The sequence below is a fragment of the Variovorax sp. 05T418 genome, assembly GCF_056396385.1.
In genome coordinates, this window is sequence record NZ_JBFTLJ010000007.1 from 135,967 (window position 1) to 153,916 (window position 17,950).

General features: G+C 68.1%; 19 protein-coding genes. 12 read left to right on the forward strand and 7 right to left on the reverse strand.

Annotation, left to right across the window (positions count from 1 at the left end):
* Positions 1–104: 104 nt before the first annotated feature.
* Together AC1DMS_RS16190 and AC1DMS_RS16195 are read right to left on the reverse strand one after the other, a co-directional pair.
* Complete coding sequence (locus tag AC1DMS_RS16190) at positions 105–857, reverse strand: 2OG-Fe dioxygenase family protein (RefSeq protein WP_018906259.1); 753 nt, start codon at positions 855–857, stop codon at positions 105–107.
* On the reverse strand, positions 854–1,138 hold the full coding sequence (locus tag AC1DMS_RS16195; protein WP_015866436.1) for a DUF427 domain-containing protein: 285 nt from the start codon (positions 1,136–1,138) through the stop codon (positions 854–856). The genes AC1DMS_RS16190 and AC1DMS_RS16195 overlap by 4 nt, the downstream gene beginning before the upstream one ends.
* A 528-nt stretch (positions 1,139–1,666) precedes the next feature.
* Here AC1DMS_RS16195 and AC1DMS_RS16200 point away from each other — a divergent pair.
* Positions 1,667–2,632, forward strand: coding sequence for an IS110 family RNA-guided transposase (locus tag AC1DMS_RS16200; protein ID WP_278880023.1), 966 nt, complete (start codon positions 1,667–1,669; stop codon positions 2,630–2,632).
* A 436-nt stretch (positions 2,633–3,068) separates the two neighbouring features.
* Here AC1DMS_RS16200 and egtD read toward each other — a convergent pair whose 3' ends face one another.
* Both egtD and egtB read right to left on the reverse strand, forming a co-directional pair.
* Complete coding sequence (gene egtD / locus AC1DMS_RS16205; protein WP_018907547.1) at positions 3,069–4,088, reverse strand: L-histidine N(alpha)-methyltransferase; 1,020 nt, start codon at positions 4,086–4,088, stop codon at positions 3,069–3,071.
* A 3-nt stretch (positions 4,089–4,091) separates the two neighbouring features.
* The gene (gene egtB, locus AC1DMS_RS16210) at positions 4,092–5,348 is read right to left on the reverse strand and encodes an ergothioneine biosynthesis protein EgtB (RefSeq protein WP_015866439.1); all 1,257 of its coding nucleotides are present in this window, start codon (positions 5,346–5,348) and stop codon (positions 4,092–4,094) included.
* A gap of 179 nt (positions 5,349–5,527) precedes the next feature.
* Here egtB and AC1DMS_RS16215 point away from each other — a divergent pair, with 179 nt between their 5' ends.
* Positions 5,528–6,874: an NAD(P)/FAD-dependent oxidoreductase gene (locus AC1DMS_RS16215; protein ID WP_015866440.1), complete on the forward strand. Its 1,347-nt coding sequence runs from the start codon at positions 5,528–5,530 to the stop codon at positions 6,872–6,874.
* Positions 6,875–6,876: 2 nt separating this feature from the next.
* On the opposite strand, the gene AC1DMS_RS16220 is transcribed toward AC1DMS_RS16215, so the two are convergent.
* A complete protein-coding gene (locus AC1DMS_RS16220) occupies positions 6,877–7,407 on the reverse strand; it encodes a thermonuclease family protein (RefSeq protein WP_307596243.1) in 531 nt (176 codons plus the stop codon).
* Positions 7,408–7,483: 76 nt separating this feature from the next.
* Positions 7,484–9,181: a long-chain fatty acid--CoA ligase gene (locus AC1DMS_RS16225; RefSeq protein ID WP_278875799.1), complete on the reverse strand. Its 1,698-nt coding sequence runs from the start codon at positions 9,179–9,181 to the stop codon at positions 7,484–7,486.
* Positions 9,182–9,416: 235 nt separating this feature from the next.
* Here AC1DMS_RS16225 and AC1DMS_RS16230 point away from each other — a divergent pair, with 235 nt between their 5' ends.
* The 7 genes from AC1DMS_RS16230 to AC1DMS_RS16260 all read left to right on the forward strand — a co-directional run bounded on the left by AC1DMS_RS16230 (position 9,417) and on the right by AC1DMS_RS16260 (position 14,960).
* A complete protein-coding gene (locus AC1DMS_RS16230) occupies positions 9,417–9,857 on the forward strand; it encodes an OsmC family protein (protein ID WP_018907542.1) in 441 nt (146 codons plus the stop codon).
* A 48-nt stretch (positions 9,858–9,905) separates the two neighbouring features.
* The gene (locus AC1DMS_RS16235) at positions 9,906–10,886 is read left to right on the forward strand and encodes a Bug family tripartite tricarboxylate transporter substrate binding protein (protein ID WP_478181389.1); all 981 of its coding nucleotides are present in this window, start codon (positions 9,906–9,908) and stop codon (positions 10,884–10,886) included.
* A 379-nt stretch (positions 10,887–11,265) separates the two neighbouring features.
* The gene (locus tag AC1DMS_RS16240; protein WP_015866445.1) at positions 11,266–12,048 is read left to right on the forward strand and encodes a GntR family transcriptional regulator; all 783 of its coding nucleotides are present in this window, start codon (positions 11,266–11,268) and stop codon (positions 12,046–12,048) included.
* Positions 12,045–12,845, forward strand: coding sequence for a transporter substrate-binding domain-containing protein (locus AC1DMS_RS16245; protein WP_478181390.1), 801 nt, complete (start codon positions 12,045–12,047; stop codon positions 12,843–12,845). The genes AC1DMS_RS16240 and AC1DMS_RS16245 overlap by 4 nt, the downstream gene beginning before the upstream one ends.
* Positions 12,846–12,880: 35 nt before the next feature.
* Positions 12,881–13,537 carry an amino acid ABC transporter permease gene (locus AC1DMS_RS16250; protein WP_015866447.1) on the forward strand — a complete coding sequence of 219 codons (657 nt, stop codon included), beginning with the start codon at positions 12,881–12,883 and terminating at the stop codon, positions 13,535–13,537.
* Positions 13,538–13,555: 18 nt separating this feature from the next.
* Positions 13,556–14,209 carry an amino acid ABC transporter permease gene (locus AC1DMS_RS16255; RefSeq protein ID WP_015866448.1) on the forward strand — a complete coding sequence of 218 codons (654 nt, stop codon included), beginning with the start codon at positions 13,556–13,558 and terminating at the stop codon, positions 14,207–14,209.
* Entirely contained in the window at positions 14,193–14,960 is a 768-nt protein-coding gene (locus AC1DMS_RS16260) for an amino acid ABC transporter ATP-binding protein (RefSeq protein ID WP_018905539.1), read from the forward strand. The genes AC1DMS_RS16255 and AC1DMS_RS16260 overlap by 17 nt, the downstream gene beginning before the upstream one ends.
* A 20-nt stretch (positions 14,961–14,980) precedes the next feature.
* Here AC1DMS_RS16260 and AC1DMS_RS16265 read toward each other — a convergent pair whose 3' ends face one another.
* Complete coding sequence (locus AC1DMS_RS16265; protein WP_278875789.1) at positions 14,981–15,946, reverse strand: DUF72 domain-containing protein; 966 nt, start codon at positions 15,944–15,946, stop codon at positions 14,981–14,983.
* 154 nt (positions 15,947–16,100) lie between these two features.
* Between AC1DMS_RS16265 and AC1DMS_RS16270 the strand changes: the two genes are divergently transcribed.
* From AC1DMS_RS16270 to AC1DMS_RS16280, 3 genes are read left to right on the forward strand one after another with little or no spacing between them, the layout of a single operon-like run.
* Positions 16,101–16,685 carry a YceB family lipoprotein gene (locus tag AC1DMS_RS16270; RefSeq protein ID WP_369663166.1) on the forward strand — a complete coding sequence of 195 codons (585 nt, stop codon included), beginning with the start codon at positions 16,101–16,103 and terminating at the stop codon, positions 16,683–16,685.
* Positions 16,682–17,674: a glycerophosphodiester phosphodiesterase gene (locus AC1DMS_RS16275; RefSeq protein ID WP_478181391.1), complete on the forward strand. Its 993-nt coding sequence runs from the start codon at positions 16,682–16,684 to the stop codon at positions 17,672–17,674. The genes AC1DMS_RS16270 and AC1DMS_RS16275 overlap by 4 nt, the downstream gene beginning before the upstream one ends.
* On the forward strand, positions 17,671–17,949 hold the full coding sequence (locus AC1DMS_RS16280) for a hypothetical protein (protein ID WP_478181392.1): 279 nt from the start codon (positions 17,671–17,673) through the stop codon (positions 17,947–17,949). The genes AC1DMS_RS16275 and AC1DMS_RS16280 overlap by 4 nt, the downstream gene beginning before the upstream one ends.
* The last annotated feature ends 1 nt before the right edge of the window (position 17,950 follow it).

Below are 17,950 nucleotides of genomic sequence, written 5' to 3' on the forward strand. Positions count from 1 at the left end.
GGACCTCACTTTTTCGTTCGCGGACAGGCGCGGCTCGCAACCGAGCCGGGCCCCGAATTTAACCTCTGCGCCGGGCAGTGGCTGTAGGACTCAAGCCAGCGGGATCAATCCCCCTGGAAAGCCCCGGCGCGGCAGGTGACGACGAGTGTGTCGCGCCAGCCGGCGCCGCCCTCCTCGAGCGGCTGGATCGGCGTGGACTCGTGGATCACGCGCGCGTCGTCGAGCAGGAGCAGCGTCCAGGGCTCGGTCATGGTGAAGCGCTCGCCGCGGCGGCCGCTGGCTTCGAACACGCGCGTCTCGCCGCCCTTGATGCCGCTGCGCCCGACCAGCGCCACCGCCACCAGGTCGACGCCGTCGCGGTGCGCGCCTTCGGGCGTGGGCCGGCCGATGCCGCCCGCGGTGTCGATGCGGAACTGGTGCGCCTCGACGAACCACGGCTGCGCCGCCGCCGCGCCGCGCATGCCGCTCGCGGCCTCGCCCAGGCGCTGCAGCAGGCGCTGCCAGGCCGGCTGCGCCACGGTGGCTTCGTGCATGGGCGCGAACCAGCGCTGCATGCCGCCATGCAGCGCGTTGTATTCGACCGGCTGCCAGTGCGCGCGGTGCGGCGCCTGCACGATCGAATCGCCTTCGACCGTGAAGCAGGCGTGGCGCCGTGTGCGATAGCGGCCGCCGTCCTTCAGGTATTCGTCCGGCGGGAGATCGTTCCAGTCGGCATGCAGTGCTTCGAGCTGCGCAAGCGGCACACCCAGCCAGTCGCTCACGCCCTGCGGGCTCAGCACGGCATAGCCTTGCTCGCGCAGCGCGGCCTGCAGCTCGGCAGGCTGGACGAAGGGTGGAGCGAACGCGGCCGTGGTCACGACGCGGTGACCTTCACGTCCTTCCAGAACGCCACGCGGTCGCGGATTTCCTCGGCCTCGGGCTTCGGGTCGGCGTAGTACCAGGCAGCGTCGGTGTGGAGCTCGCCGTTGACCAGCAGCGAGTAGTAGCTGGCCGTGCCCTTCCAGGGGCAGGTGGTCTTGTGGTTGCTGAAGGTCACGTGGTCGCGATTGAGCGAGCTCATCGGGAAATAGTGGTTGCCTTCGACAAGCACGGTGTCGTCGCTTTCGGCGATGGTGACGCCGTTCCAGGTTGCTTTCATGTCTTGCACTCCAAGGGGGAGGTGGCGCGGGGCGCAGTTGGCGGTGCGCTGCCGCGCGGGGAAGGGATATTGTGCCCGTTGCTTCTGGGGGGCGAATCCATGGGGGCGGTATGCCGGCTATATGTTTTGGGTTCCTGGGCTTGTTTGAGTTTCGGGGCCGGGTCTCGCCCCGGCGGGCGACCTACTTTTCTTTGCTTCGCCAAAGAAACGTAGGCAAAAGAAAGGCGACCCCACTGTCTGCGTCCCTTCGCTTCGCTGCGGGCAACCTGCGGTGCTCACGTTTCGCGGGGTCTCGCCCAAACTCGCTTCGCTTGTATGTTTGGGTGTCGGGGTGGAGGGACTCGCTTCGGATTCGGCCGCGGCAGCGGACCGACAGTTTTGAGATTTCTCCCGCCCCACCTTCCAACGTCGATCAGGAACTGAGCGGCGCTGCACCTGGCGGTGCAACGACCACCGATCTGAAGGCAAGCCAACGTGGCAGGTGGGCTGCACCCCGACACGACAAATTGTCCAATCGGAGGTGTTGTCATGCAAGAGCCCACCCTGTGCATCGGCGTGGATGTGTCCAAGGCCGAGCTGGTCATCGCCATGGGACCAGAGCGACGACCGTGCAGTGTCGCCAACGACGCTGTGAGTATCTCGAACTGGCTTCGAGCGATTCCGGCGCATGCGCTCATCGCCATGGAGTCCACGGGCCGCTATCACACTCTGTTGGCGCACCTGGCAAGCCAGGCCGGATTGAAGGTCTATGTGCTCAATGCGCGCGACGTCTACTTCTACGCGCGTGCCTTGGGCACCCGGGCCAAGACCGATGGCGTGGACGCCGGGGTGATTGCCCGGTATCTCGTCGAGCATCGTGCCCGGCTGCACCCCTGGCAACCTGGCAGCTCGTTGCAGCAACGGTTGCAGGATCTGCTCGCGCGCCGAGCCCAGGTGGCCACGCATCGATCGGCCTTGCGCCAGGTCTTCACAGGAATCGATACGAAGGGCATCGAGACTGCAAAACTGCAGGCGGCATTCGACGCCTTGCTGCAGTCGATGGACCAGCAGGTCCAAGCGTTGATCGCCAGCGATGCGCAGATGGCCCAGGGATGCGAGCGTCTGCGCACGATCACCGGCATCGGCCCGCAGACTTCGGCGTTGCTCGCCACGCTGCTGAGCCGCTTCGACTTCGCCAACGCAGATGCACTGGTGGCCTACAGCGGCCTGGACCCACGCCCCAACGACTCCGGCACCAAACGCGGGCGACGTCGCCTGAGCAAGAAGGGCCCACCGCTGCTGCGCCGGCAGATGTATCTGGCGGGCTTCGCCGCGAGTCACAGCAAGGCCCTCAAGCCGCTGTACCAGTCGATCCGTGCCAAGGGCTTCGCGACCACCGCGGCGCTGATGATTCTTGGGCGCAAGCTGTTGCGCGTGGCATTCGCTATCTGGAAGGGCAACGAGGTGTTCGATCCAGCTCGATTGATCCCTAAAAATGACTTGCAAAAAACATAGAACCTCAAACAAGGGCGAGCCCTGATCCGCGAAACGCTGCGCTCCTCGGCGCATACAGAGGGGAGGGCAAACCACACGGGCCTTTGCTTCGCTCGGCCACCAAGCCACCGCGGCGCTACGCGCCGCGGTGGTTGGGCTATTGGTATTGGCTGTTGGTATTGGGGCCGAGCGAGAGCGAAGGCTGCCCGTTCCCACCCCTTCTGTATGCGCCGAGGAGCGCAGATGGAGGCGGGATCAGGGCCGCAGCTGTTTGAGCGGAACGTAGTGGAGCGAGTTCTGCGGACCCCCGCCGTAATCGAGCACCGCAGGTTGCCCGCAGCGAAGCGAAGGGTCGCAGACAGTAGGGTCGCCTTTTCTTTGCTTACTTTCTTTTGGCGAAGCAAAAGAAAGTGAGTCGCCCGCCGGGGCGAGTCCCGGCCCCGGAACTCAAAACAATTCAAGCCCCCAGCCAATGCACGCTGAAAAGCCTCTCCGGATCCGTCCACACAGCCCCCGGCCGGAACCCCGCCTTCACCGCCAGCGCTCGCAATCCTTCCACGGTGAACTTGTGCGAGTACTCGGTGTGAATGGTCTCCCCTTCCTCGAACGCAAACCGCTCGCCGTTCAGTGAAACGATCTGGTCCCGCCGGCTGACCAGGTGCATCTCGATGCGCTGCTTCGGCGCGTTGTAGAACGCCGCGTGCGCAAAACCGTCGAGGTCGAAGTTCGCGTCGAGCTCGGCATTGGCGCGCCGCAGCAGGTTGAGGTTGAACGCGGCGGTCACGCCCTGCGCATCGTTGTAGGCGGCATGCAGGCGGGCCGGGTCCTTCACCAGGTCGACGCCGATCAGGAGCCCGCCGCCGCGCAGCATGCGCGCCGCGAGCTGCAGGAAGGCCAGTGCCTCGTCGGGCTCGAAATTTCCGATCGTCGAGCCGGGGAAAAAACCCACGCGCTTGCCCGCACCGGCGAGCGGCGCGGGCAGCACCAGCGGCATGGTGTAGTCCGCCGCGATCGGCTGCACCGCCAGCTGCGGGTAGTCGGCCCTGAGCCGCTCGGCGGCGGCCGCCAGGTGCTCGCCGGAAATGTCGATCGGCAGGTAGCGCCTGGGCGCCTCGAGCGCATCGAGCAGCAGCCGCACCTTGGTGAGCGAGCCGGCGCCGAACTCGACGATCTCGGCGCCCGGACCCACCTGCGCGGCGATCTCGCCCGCGCATTCGCCAAGAATGCGCAGCTCGGTGCGCGTGGGGTAGTACTCGGGCAGCTCGCAGATGCGGTCGAACAGCTGCGAACCCGCGGCGTCGTAAAAATACTTGGGCGAAATGCTGCGCGGCCTGCGCGCGAGGCCCGCCTGCATCTCGCGGCCGAACTCGGAGAGCAGCGCCGCGTTTTTTTCCGCGGCGGCAGGCGCGACAGGCTGGCGCTGCTGCGGCTGGGCGGCGGCAAACGAAAAGGAGGACGAGGAGCTTGGATTGCGCATGATTCAGATGTCTTTCGCGAGCCGCAGCCCCGAGAACTGCCAGCGCGCCGCCGGCGGAAAGAAATTGCGGTAGCTGGGCCGCGTGTGCCCGGCCGGCGTCGCCACGCTGCCGCCACGCAGCACCAGTTGGCCCACCATGAACTTGCCGTTGTATTCGGCCGCGATGCCGGGCATGGGCCTGAAGCCGGGATACGGGTCGTAGGAGGAGCGCGTCCACTGCCAGACGTGGCCGGTCATCTGCGAGATGCCGGGCGCATCGAAGGCCGCTTCCCATTCGAACTCGGTCGGCAGGCGCGCACCGGCCCATTCGGCATACGCGGCGGCCTCGTAGAAGCTCAGCTGCGACACGGGTGCATCGGCCTCCATCGGCCGCACGCCATGCAGGCCGAACACCTGCCAGCCGCCCTGCGGCTGCTGGGCCTGCAGCCGCGGGTCGTCGGCGGCCAGCCAGTAGGCGGGATGGCGCCAGCCCTGCGCCTGCACCGCCGCCCAGCCGTCGGAGAGCCAGAGCTCGGGGCGCTGGTAGCCGCCGTCGGCAATGAACTGCGCATAGTCGCCGCAGCTCACCAGCCGGTCGGCCATGGCATAGGGCTGCAGCAGGGCCGCATGGCGCGGCGTTTCGTTGTCGAAGGCAAAGCCCTGCTGCGGCCCCTCGTGGCCCACCTGCACCATGCCGCCGGGCTGCGGCAGCCAGCGCATGGCCGGCGGCACGGCAGCCAGCCGCAGCGCGGGCCCGGCCGCGGGCCGGTAGGCGGGCAACAGCGGGTTGCATGACAAGGCATGCAGGATGTCGGTGAGCAGCAGCTCCTGGTGCTGCTGCTCGTGGTGCAGTCCGAGCGTGACGATGGGCTCGATGGCCGCCCAATCGCGCTCGCCGTCGGCGTCGTCGAGCAGCGCCAGCACCGCCTCGTCGACATGGGCGCGGTAGGCATGCACCTCGTCCACGGAAGGGCGCGTGAGCAGCCCCCGCTGCGGGCGCGGATGGCGCGGGCCGAGCGCTTCGTAGTACGAGTTGAAGAGGTAATGGAACCGCTCGTCGAAAGGCCGGTAGCCCGCCGCATGCGGCTGGAGCAGCACGGTCTCGAAGAACCAGGTCGTGTGCGCGAGATGCCATTTGGTCGGGCTCGCGTCGGGCATCGACTGGATGCACTGGTCTTCGGCGGAGAGCGGCGCGGCGAGTGCCAGGCTGGCGGCGCGCACTTCGCGGAACTTGCCGCGCAGCGCGCTCGCCGCCTGGGTGATCGGCCGGGAAAGCGTCATGGTGTCTCCAGTCGGGTCAACCGCAATTTGTAGCCGATGGCCGTTGCAAAGGCGCGTAGGACAAGTTCGCGCCCTTGGCACGCCGTGGCCCGGGGGGAGGCACAGGCAACCATCGGTGGGGGGAGCCACTTTGGCACAAGATCGGCCGGCGTGCAGGGCGGCTGCGTATCATCTGTTCGATGCAAACGACCAACGCCTCCGCCCGCCCCCATGTCGTCATCGTCGGCTGCGGATTCGGCGGACTCGAAGCCGCCCGCCGGCTCGAACGCGCCGACGTGGACGTGACGGTGATCGAAAAGACCAACCACCACCTGTTCCAGCCGCTGCTCTACCAGGTGGCGACCGCCGGACTGGCCGCGCCGTCGATCGCAGCGCCGGTGCGGGCCCTGTTCCGCGCGCAGCCGCGCATCACCACGCTGCTCGGCGAAGTGAGTGCCATCGATCCGGCCGCGCGCGCGCTCCGGCTGGCCAACGGCAGCCTGGTGAGCTACGACCACCTGGTGGTCGCGGCCGGCGCGGCCCACAGCTATTTCGGCCATGACGAATGGGCGCCCCTGGCGCCGGGCCTCAAGACGCTGTCGGACGCCTTCGAGATCCGCCGCCGCGTGCTGATGTCCTACGAGGCGGCCGAAACCGCCACCGACCCCGAGCGCCGCCGCGCCCTGCTCACCTTCGTGGTGATCGGCGCCGGCCCCACGGGGGTCGAGATGGCCGGCACGCTGGCCGAGATCGCCAAGCACACGCTCTCCGGCGAATTCCGCCGCATCGACCCGGGGAGCGCACAGGTGCTGCTCGTCGAGGGCGGGCCGCGCGTGCTGCAGGCCATGCCCGAGAGCCTGAGCCAGAAGGCGTTGGAGCAGCTCCAGCGGCTGGGCGTCGAGGTGCGGCTCAATGCACGCGTGACCGCCATCGACGCCACCGGCCTCGAAGTGGAAGCCGGCGGCGGTGCCAGCGGTGCTCCGGCCACCAGCTACCGCATCGACAGCAGCTGCGTGGTGTGGGCGGCAGGCGTGGCGGCATCGCCGCTCGGACGCATGCTGGGCGAGGCGACCGGCGCCGAATGCGACCGCGCGGGCCGCATCAAGGTCGAGCCCGACCTGAGCCTGCCGGGCCATCCCGAGATCAGCGTGGTGGGCGACCTGGCCGCGGCCCTGAGCTACGCCCCCGGCAAGCCGCCCAAGCCGGTGCCCGGCGTGTCGCCCGGCGCCAAGCAGATGGGCCGCGCGGCGGCCGCCAACATTCTTCGCCGCATCGCGGGCGTGCCGACCGTGCCTTTCCGCTACCGGGACTACGGCAACCTGGCCACCATCGGCCGCAATTCGGCGGTGGTCGACCTGGAAACGCCCTTGGGACCGCTGCGCTTCAGCGGCCGGCTCGCGTGGCTGTTCTGGCTGTTCGCGCACGCGTACTTCCTGATCGGGTTCCGCAACCGCATCGTGGTGCTGATGGACTGGGCCAGCGCCTATTGGAGCTTCCAGCGCAATGCGCGCGTGGTGGCGGACGTGCGGGGCAAGAGCGAGTCGTAGGCTCAGAACAGGAAGCGGTCCGGGTGGTCCTCGCGCTGGCGGCGCCGCCATTCCCAGGGCGGCTGCGGCCTGGCGCCGGCCCACAGCCCGAGCCGCTGCGCACGCGCGCTGTCCTGCAGCTTGAACAGTTCGCCGCCGCGGCGCGTGGCGATGCCGTTGAAGTCGTACACCCAGGCCCAGCCTTCGGCCACCATGCGGGTGCCCGCATCCTCGCCGTTGCAGCGCACGTCGGCCACGGTGCGGCCGTAGCGGTCGGTGTCGCGCTCGGTGATGACCGCCTGCTCGAAGTAGCAGATGCGGCTCAGCGCCTGCCTGCTGCGCTGGCCGTAGGGCTGCGCGCGCTCCGGTGCGTCGATGGCGGCAATGCGCACCTTGACCTCCTCGTAGGCACCGAGGCGCCCGCAGCGCGCCGTGAGCGTGTCGCCGTCGCTGATGCCGACCACCAGGCAGGTGCGGGACGAAGAAGCGGCCTGCGACAGCAGCGGCAGCAGCAGCAACGCAAGACAAACGGCGAACGGAAAGCGCAGGCGCATGGGCGGGGAAAATCGGGCGGTCGAAGCCCCGGATTCTCGGCGCGAAATGCGCCGCGCCCCGGCCGCAAACCCGCTGTTACCGCGCGCCGTTCTCGTCTTCCTGCAGCAGCCGCCACATCACCTTGCCGCTGCCGCTCTTGGGCAGCGCGTCGACGAACTGCACCTTGCGCGGGATCTTGTAGACCGCCATGTTCTCGCGGCACCAGTCGATGATCTGCTGCTCGGTGGTGTCCTTGTGCGTGGCGCGCAGCACCACCACCGCCTTGACCGATTCGCCGCGGTAGTCGTCCCGGGTGGAAATGACGCAGGCCTCCTGGATCGCGGGATGGCGGAACATCAGCAGCTCGACCTCGGCCGGCCACACCTTGAAGCCGCTCGCGTTGATCATGCGCTTCAGGCGGTCGGTCATGAAGAAGTAGCCGTCCTCGTCCATGCGGCCCATGTCGCCCGAGCGGAAGAAGCGCTTGCCCTCGAACTCGACGAAGGCCGCCTGGGTGGCGTCGGGGCGCTTCCAGTAGCCCTGGAACACCTCGGGCCCGTGGATGATGATCTCGCCCGATTCGCCGATGGGCATTTCGGCCAGCGTGTCTGGGTCGACCACGCGCGCATCGGTGCTCATGAACGGAATGCCCAGGCACTGCTGCTTGGGATGGTCCGACGGGTTGGTGTGCGAGGGCGCGGCGGTTTCGGTGAGGCCGTAGCCCTCCTGGTACTTGAGGCCGTACTGCTCGAAGAGGCGCTGCGCCACGGCCTGCGGCATGGCCGCGCCGCCGCCGCCGATGTGCGTGATGCTCGACAGGTCGTAGCTCGCGAAGTTGGGGCTGGCCATGAGGTCGATCACCATGGTGGGGATGTTGGTCCAGCTCGTGACCTTCCAGCGCGAGATGAGCCGGCCCGCCACCTCGCGGTCCCAGCGCGGCATGATGACCAGCGTGGCCGCCGCGAGGATGGAGGTGTGCATCATGCTCACCACGCCCGTGATGTGGAACATGGGCACCACCGCCAGCACCACCGCTTCCGAGGTGGCCTGGCCCCAGAGCTGGCCGGCCACCGCGTTGTGCATGAGGCTCGAATGGTGGTGCACGCAGCCCTTGGGCAGGCCGGTGGTGCCGCTGGTGTAGGGCAGCAGCGCCATGTCGTTGGCGCCCACCACATGCTCGGGCGCGGCATGGCCCGCGGCCAGCGCGTCGGTCCAGGCCATGGCCTTGCCGCCTGCCAGCTCGGGCAGCGGATGGCGCGTGGCGAGCCACTCCTTCCAGGCCGGCGCCGGCGCGTCGTCGCCGCTCGCATCGGCGTCGAAGGCATCGGTGAACTGGGTCACGATCATGTGGGCCAGCTGCTGCGCGGGCGGCAGCGCGTTGCTGGCCTTGGCAAGCTCGCCGGCGAGGTCGCCGGTGGTGATGGCCACCTTGGCGTCGGGGTCGACGATGTAGTGCTTGAGCTCCTCGGCCCGGTTCATCGGGTTGACGGGCACCACCACCGCATTGGCGCGCAGGATCGCGAAATGAGCGACCACCAGTTGCGGGCAGTTCTGCATGTCCAGCACCACGCGGTCGCCCCGCTTCACGCCCAGGGCATGCAGCGTGCCGGCCAGCCGCTCGACCTGGTCCGCGAAGCCGCGGTAGCTCAGCACCCGGCCGAAGAAGACCAGCGCGGCCTTGTCCGGATAGCGCGCCGCCGAGGTCGCGAGGTTGTGCCACAGCGAGGTGGCAGGAACGGTGATCGAATGCGGAAGGCGCTTGGGCCAGAACTTGTGGTGCGGGCGTGGTTGCATGGTCAAGGCGGGCGGAGGGAGAGGGAGAGAAAGAAGACAGGCCGCAGCCTAAGCCGAGCCGCGCGCCGCTCCCATCGGGGAAGCCCCCGGAGGCGTCACCTTGGCGACGCCCTGCGCGCATTGCTCGATCTTCGCGATCTTCATCGCATGCGCCCTGCGACTACAGACAAGCGCGGCGTTCCGCGCGATACCTGCGTCTCCCACCACCCGTCACCCCGACCGAAGGAGAGTTTTCATGGCAGCAGACAAGCACGCAAGCGTTCACTGGGAAGGCGCCGGCAAGACCGGCAAGGGCCAGGTCAGCACCGAGACCGGCGCCCTCAAGGACTATCCCTACGGCTTCGCCAGCCGCTTCGAGGACGACAAGCGCGGCACCAACCCCGAGGAGATCGTCGGCGCAGCCCATGCGGCCTGCCTCACGATGGCCTTTGCCTTCGCGCTGGAGAAAGAGGGCTTCACCGCCACCCGCATCGACACCAAGGCCGCGGTGCGGCTGGCCAAGGACGGCGAAGGCTTCAAGATCGACCGCATCGCGCTCGAGCTCGACGCCGCCGTGCCCAAGCTGGAGGAAGCGAAGTTCCAGCAGATCGCGGCCGCCGCCAAGGCCGGCTGCCCGCTGTCGAAGGCGCTGGCCAGCGTGCCGGAAATCACGCTGAAGGCGACGCTCGCCGCTTGAACCGCTGCTTATGATCGTCTCCACTTGAAAAAAAAGAGGAGACGATCCATGACCCGCCCAGCCCGCGCCGCCTTCCTGGCGGCCTTGTTTTCAATCGCGTCTTTCGGCATCGGCGGCGCCGCCATGGCCGCCTACCCCGACAAGCCGATCAAGCTCGTCATCGGCTTTCCGGCCGGCGGCCCGCTCGACCAGCATGCGCGCCTCCTGACCGACAAGCTGCAGGCGGTGCTGGGCCAGCCGCTGATCGTCGACTACAAGCCCGGCGCGGGCGGTTCGGTGGGCGCCGATGCGGTCGCCAAGAGCCCGGCCGACGGCTACACGCTGATGCTGGCCAACACCGGCGTGGCCGTGATCAATGGCGCGCTCTACAGCAAGCTGCCCTACAACACGCAGCGCGACTTCGTGCCCATCGCACGCACCGCGATGCAGCCGCTGGCCCTGCTGGTCACGCCCAAGCTGCCGGTGCAGAACCTGCGGCAGTTCATCGACTACGCCAAGGCACGGCCCGGCCAGGTCAACTACGGCTCGGCCGGCAACGGCGGCATCAGCCACCTGGTGCCGGAGATGTTCAAGACCGCCACCGGCATCTTCATGGTGCACATCCCGTACCGCGGCAGCGCCCCGGCCTTCACGGACCTGATGGCCGGGCAGGTGCAGTTCATGGCCGAGTCGATTCCGCAGGCGGCCAACTACCACAAGCAGGGCAAGGTGCGCGCGCTGGCCGTGACCAGCCGCGAGCGCAACCCCGCGCTGCCGGATGTGCCGACGGTGATCGAGTCGGGCGTCAAGGGCTTCGAGGTGGTGGGCTTCTACGGCTTCTTCGCACCGAAGGACACGCCCGGGGACGTGGTCGCCAGGCTCAGCGACGCGTTCAAGCAGGTGCTGACGAGCGCCGAGGTGCGCGACCGGATGGTGAGCCAGGGCGCGGACCCGGCCTATCTGGGCAGCGAGGACTTTGCGCGCTTCCTGGCCACCGAGACGCCGCGCTGGGACAAGGCGGTGAAGGCTTCGGGCGCGCGGATGGATTGATCGCTGGCAGTTCCGGGTTGCTCTTGTTCAGGGCGGCGTGCACAGGCCACCGGGTACTCCCCTCCGCGAATGTCCCCCGCCTTCGGCTCCTCCTTTATTTCGCTGCGGGGAGCACCCGATGCCCTGTGCACCAGGGCACGCTCGTTGTGCATCGCTGATCAACCACCGCTCCGCATAACGCTCCCGCTGATGGGGTGCCTTGCGCAGCGAAATAAAGGGGGAGGCCGAAGGCCGGAGGACATTCGCGGAGCAAGGTACCCCGTCGGCGGGAGCGCGCCCTGAACAGCAGCGCCATGCACCACCGGCACGCAGCGAAAACCCATTTCGGTGCACATAGCTTGCATACCAGTTGGCACAAAAGCTGCTGGTATGCATGCCAATGTCTACATCCGCATCCGAAATCAGTGCGCGCATCGTCGAGGCGGTGATGGCGCAGAAGCTCGCGCCGGGCTCGCGCCTGGGCGAGCAGCCGCTGGCCATGCTGTTCGACTGCAGCCGCACCATCGTGCGCGAGGCGCTCACCCGGCTGGCGGCGCGCGGCATCGTCACGGTGAGTGCGCGGCGCGGCTGGTTCGTGATCGAGCCCTCGCAGGACGAGGCGCGCGAAGCCTTCGAGGCCCGGCGTGTCATCGAGCTCGGCCTCATCCGCAGTACGGGCAGTACCGGCAAGATCGACAAGGCCGCGCTGCGCCAGCTGAAGGCGCACCTGCAGCGTGAAAAGGCCGCACTGAAAGAGAGCGACGTCGGCAACCGCAGCTTCCTGCTCGGCGACTTCCACGTGTGCCTGGCCGAATGCCTGGGCAACACGCTCTTGGCCGACACGCTGCGCGACTTCACCGCGCGCACCACGCTGATCGCCATGCTCTACCAGTCCACGCACGATGCCGTGCAGTCCTGCGAGGACCACGTGCAGATCGTCGCCGCCCTTGAGCGGGGCGACCACGCCGCCGCCGAGGCGCTGATGGCCGCGCACATCGGCACGGTGCAGTCGGCGCTGCGCGTGCAGGCGCCGACCGATCCGCTCGCGCAGCTGCGCGACGCGCTGGCGCCGCTGCAGCAGAAGAACAAGAAAACCGCCGCGGCCGTTCCCCGGCGGCGCAAGGCCGCCGCGCCCTCCCCCGACGACACCGATTCATCGACTTACCTAGGAGCCCTGCTATGACTTTCTCTTCGTCCAAACGCCACCTCTCGCTCGCGCTTGCATCCATCGCCATGCTGGCCGCCGCCGGCGGTGCACAGGCCCAGAACGCGCTGGACAACGTGCTGAAGGCCAAGACCATCAAGATCGCCGTGCCCACCGACTATCCGCCCTACGGCTCGGTCGACAGGAACATGAAGCCCCAGGGCCTGGACGTGGAAATGGCCGAGCTGATCGCCGCCAAGCTCGGCGTCAAGGTCGAGCTGGTGCCCGTGACCAGCGCCAACCGCATTCCCTACCTGCAGACGCGCAAGGCCGACCTCGTGATCTCCACGCTCGGCAAGAACCCCGAGCGCGAGAAGGTGATCGACTTCTCCGCCGCCTACGCGCCCTTCTTCCAGGCCGTGTATGCCGCCAAGAGCATGAAGCTCACGAGCTTTGCCGACATGGCCGGCAAGACCGTTGCCGTGACGCGCGGCGCGATGGAAGACCAGGAACTGAACAAGGTGGCGCCGCCGAACGTCGACTACCGCCGCTTCGAGGACAACAACGCCACCATCGCGGCCTTCGTGGCCGGCCAGACGCAGACCCTGGCCACCAGCGCAGCCGTGGCCGGCGACATGCTCGCCAAGAACCCGAAGGTGAGCGCCGAATTCAAGCTGCTGCTGAAGGACAGCCCCTGTTTCGTCGGCGTGGCCAAGGGCGAAACCGCATTGAAGACCAAGGTCAACGAGATCATTGCGGCCGCCAAGAAGGACGGCACGCTCGACGCCATGTCGAAGAAGTGGCTCGGCAAGGCCGCCGGCGACCTGCCGGTCTGAGCCTCGCTCGCTGAACCCCGAACAAAGGCGCGGCCATGGAATTCGACTTCGGTGCTGTTCTCGTCGACTGGCGGCTGCTCGCCAAGGGCATCGCGTGGACGGTCGGCCTGACGGCCATCGCCACCGTCATCGGCATGGCCGTGGGCGTGGCCTGCGCCTGGGCGCGCGCCAGCGGGCCGGCGTGGCTGCGCTGGGTGGTCGGCAGCTATGTGGAGCTGATCCGCAACACGCCCTTCATCGTGCAGCTGTTCTTCATCTTCTTCGGGCTGCCCGCGGCGGGCGTCAAGCTCACGCCGGAGGTGGCATCGATCATTGCGATGGTGATGAACCTCGGGGCCTATTCCACCGAGATCATCCGCGCCGGCATCGAGGCCACGCCCAAGGGGCAGATCGAGGCGGCCGTGAGCCTGGCGCTCGACAAGGTGCAGGTGTTCACCCGCGTGGTGCTGCCGCCGGCACTCAAGAAGGTGTGGCCCGCCATGGTGAGCCAGATCATCATCGTGATGCTGGGCTCGGCCGTGTGCGGGCAGATCTCCACCGAGGAGCTGAGCTACGCGGCCAACCTGATCCAGAGCCGCAACTTCCGCGCCTTCGAGGCCTTCATCGTCGCCACGCTGCTCTACCTGGCGCTGGCCGTTGCGCTGCGCAGGCTGCTCAACTGGGCCGGGCCGAGATTCTTCTTCGGCCGCTGAACGCAGGACGCCAACACCATGGTCGATTTTTCTCTCTGGGACATCCTGCGCAACCTGCTGATGGCGCTGCGCTGGACCGTCGTGCTCTCGCTCATCGCCTTCATCGGCGGCGGGCTGGTGGGCGCGCTGCTGCTGTTCCTGCGGCTGCGCGGCGGCAGCGCCATGGGCCGCGCCGTCGGCCTCTACGTGCAGCTGTTCCAGGGCACACCGCTGCTGATGCAGCTGTTCCTCGCCTACTTCGGCATTGCGCTGTTCGGCATCGACGTGTCGGCGTGGACCGCGGCCAGCGTGGCGCTCACGCTCTACACCAGCGCCTTCCTCACCGAGATCTGGCGCGGCTGCGTGGCCGCCATTCCCAAGGGCCAGTGGGAAGCCTCGGGCAGCCTGGCGCTGAGCTTCAGCGAGCAGATGCGCCACGTGATCCTGCCGCAGGCGGTGAAGATCGCGATCGCGCCGACGGTGGGTTTCCTGGTGCAGGTGATCAAGGGCACGGCGCTCGCCTCGGTGATCGGTTTCGTCGAACTCACCAAGGCCGGCAGCATGATTTCGAACGCCACCTTCCAGCCCTTCGTGGTGTTCAGCTGCGTGGCGCTGCTTTATTTCGTGCTGTGCTTCCCGGTAAGCCTGTACGCCAAGAATCTCGAGAGGAAATCCCATGGCCGCCGTGCTTGAATCCCAGACCTTTGCCGCGCCGATCGTGCGCGTGACCGCGCTGCGCAAGTCGTATGGCGCCAACGAGGTGCTCAAGGGCATCGACCTCGAGGTGAAGCGCGGCGAGGTCATCGCCATCATCGGCAAGAGCGGCTCGGGCAAGAGCACGCTGCTGCGCTGCATCAACGGGCTCGAGGTGTTCCAGGAAGGCTCGCTCACGGTCGATGGCAAGCCCCTGCTGCACGAGAGCGCCATGGCCATGCGCGAGCTGCGCCAGCGCGTGGGCATGATCTTCCAGAGCTTCAACCTGTTTCCGCATCTCACGGTCGGCAAGAACGTGATGCTCGCCCCCACGCTGGTGAAGAAGCGCAGCGGCATGGAGGCGGCTTCGCAGGCGCGCAAGCTGCTCGAGCGCGTGGGCCTGGCCGAAAAATTCGACGCCATGCCCGAGCAGCTCTCGGGCGGCCAGCAGCAGCGCGTGGCCATCGCCCGCGCGCTGGCAATGGAGCCGGCCGTGCTGCTGTGCGACGAGATCACCTCGGCGCTCGACCCCGAGCTGGTGGGCGAGGTGCTGCGCGTGGTGGAGTCGCTGGCCGACGAAGGCATCACGCTCCTGATGGTCACGCATGAGATGAGCTTCGCGCGCAAGGTGAGCGACCGCGTCATCTTCATGCACCAGGGCCGCGTGCACGAGATGGGGCCACCGGCCGACATCTTCGGCAATCCGCAGACGGCCGAGCTGAAGCAGTTTCTCTCGTCGCTGCACGACTGAAGCGGTACGCGGGCGCCGCGCTACGTGCGGCCTGAGCGCGCACGCGCCGGCTTTCGCACGGCCATGTCCGGCGGCGCTTCGAAGTTGTCGTCCTCCCCCAGGCCGGTGGCCACGCCGAGCCGGGCCGCCAGGTGCGCGGCGTCGTAGGGCGCGTGCACCTTGACGTCGTTGTCGAAGTAGCAGAACACGTCGCGCCCCTTGCGGCCGGAGAGCCGGCGCGAAGGCACGGCCAGTCTTGCATCCTTCACCTGCCGTCCATGGCGCCAGGCATCGATGCGCTCGGCCCAGCGGTCGAGCGCGGCATCGTCGTAGCCGCTCGCGTAGAGCTCCTTGTCGCCATGCAGCCGCATGTAGACGAAGTCGGCGCACAGGTCTTCAAGCAGCGGCCAGCGCCCCGCCGTGTCGGCCACCACCAGCGCGACGCCATGGCGGCGCAGCATCGCGATGAACTCCGCGTTCGCAAAGCTGGCATGGCGCACTTCCACCGCATGCCGGATGCGCAGCTTTGCGGGCGCCTTCAGCAACGCACGCTCGTCGCTGAGCTTCTCGTTGTGCTGCCGCGCGAGCTTGAGGGCGGAGCGGCCGTCCCTGGGCAGCAGCGCCAGGAATTCCTCGAGGCGGTCGGCGTCGTAGGCGAAGGACGGCGGCAGCTGCCAGAGGATGGGCCCGAGCTTGGCGCCCAGCGCAAACACGCCCGAGGCAAAAAAGTTGGCCAGTGCGGCGCGCGGTTCCTTGAGCCGCAGGTTGTGGGTGATGTAGCGCGGCCCCTTCACCGCAAACACGAAATCCTCGGGCGTCGCGTCGTGCCATGCCTGGTAGGACACGGGGCGCTGCAGTGAATAGAACGAGCCGTTGATCTCGATGGTGGGCAGCATGCGCGATGCAAAGTCGAGCTCGAGCCGCTGCGGGAGCCCCTTGGGATAGAAGCGGCCGCGCCATGGCGCATAGCGCCAGCCAGAAATTCCGATTCGCGTCGTGCCCTGCATCGTTGGTCTTTTTGTTCCGCAGCCTCGACCGTGGCGTGCCGGGCGGCGGCGCCGCGTAGGAGATTTTCCTGTTCGCATAGCAGCATGGGCCCAGCGCGCCGGCCGGAGGCCGTACTGGCCGGAACCTCGCGGGCTGTGGCAAGCTCCGAGGAGTATGCAAATCCGCTCCCTGCCCTTCACCACCTCCCGCCGCTGGATGCTGCGCGCGCTGTGCGGCGCCGCGGCCCTGCAAGTGCCGCTTGCCGCGCTGGCCGGCTTCAACTTCTTCACCAGCGAATACACCGCCACGCGCGACGAACTGCAGGCGCAGATCGCCAAGCGCTTTCCGGTGGCCGAACGCTATGCCGAGATCTTCATGGTCGGGCTGCGCGACCCGCAGCTGGGCCTGGACGCACGCGGCAACCGCGCGGCCATCACGGCCACGCTGACCATTGCCAGCCCCCTGCTGGCCGCCTCGCCGGTACAGGGCGTGGTCTCGGTCAGCAGCGCGCTGCGCTACGACGCCGCGGCGCGCGCGCTGCGCCTGGACCATCCCAAGGCCGAGCGCCTCGAGCTGCAGGGCGTGCAGGGCCGCGATGCGGAACGCCTGCAGCAGGTGGGCGCGGTGGTGGCGCAGGAGCTGCTGCAGGGGCAGGTGCTGCGCAGCTTCACGGCCGAAGAACTCACGGTGGGGCGCAAGACCTACGAGATCGGCGACATCACGGTGCAGGACGACGGCATCAAGGTGCAGCTGAAATGAAACTCCCACTGCTTGCCGCCGCGTTGCTGGTCGCGGGCTGCGCGGCCATTCTCCCCACGGCAAAGCAGCACTTCGACCTGCAGGCGCATCGCGGCGGGCGGGGCCTTGCACCCGAGAACACGCTGGCGGCCTTCTCCAACGCGATCGACCTGGGCGTGAGCACGCTTGAACTCGACATCGGGCTCACGGCCGACGGCGTGGTCGTGATCTCGCACGACACCGCGCTCAATGCCGACCACACGCGCGACGCGAACGGTGCGTGGCTCGCATCGAAGACCGGCCCCACCGTCCGCTCCCTGACGCTGGCCCAGCTTCAGAGCTACGACGTCGGCCGGCTGAACCCCGCGAGCAACTACGGCAAGCAGTTCGCGCTGCAGCTGCCGCGCGACGGCGAGCGCATTCCGACCCTGGCCGCGCTGTTCGACCACGTGCGCGCACGCGGCGCCGCGGCGGCCACGGTGCGCTTCAACATCGAGACCAAGGTCGACCCCACCAAGACCGAGGAAACCGCCGCGCCCGAGCCGATGGTGCGCGCCCTGCTCGCCGAGATCGACAAGGCGCAGATGGGCGGCCGCGTGACCATCCAGAGCTTCGACTGGCGCACGCTCGCGCTGGTCGGCCAGCTTGCGCCGCAATTGCCGCGCGCCTATCTGAGCTCCGCGCGCACGCTCAAGGACAGCCGCTGGACAGCCGGCCTCGACGCGGCCGACTTCGCTTCGACGCCGCAGCTGGTCAAGGCCGCGGCCGGCACGGCGGGCGGGCCCGTCATCTGGTCGCCGGCCTACAACGACCTGACACGGCCCGCCATCAAGGAAGCGCAAGGCCTCGGCCTCAAGGTGCTGCCCTGGACCGTGAACCAGCGCGCCGACATGCTGCGGCTGATGGACTGGGGCGTGGACGGCCTCATCACCGACTACCCCGATGTGCTGCGCGACCTGATGCGCGAACGCGGCCTCTCGCTGCCGCCACCCGGAAAGGCTTCGTCATGAGCACCGCCGCACGGCAACTCGACGCCATCGGCGGCGGCATCGCGGCGCTGCAGGGCGGCGGCGGATCGGTCGCCACACTTTCGAACGAGGCGCGTGCGAGCAGCGAACTGCTCGCTGCCCTGCCGCCGCGCTATGGCGAGGTGCTGCTGAACCTGCTCGACCGGCTCGAATCGAGCGCGCTGTTCAGCGAGGAGAGCTGTTCCTTCAGCCAGAAAGACCTGCTCGACAACCTGCAGGCGTGGGCCGACAAGGCCCGCGCGCAGCTTCCGTCCTGAG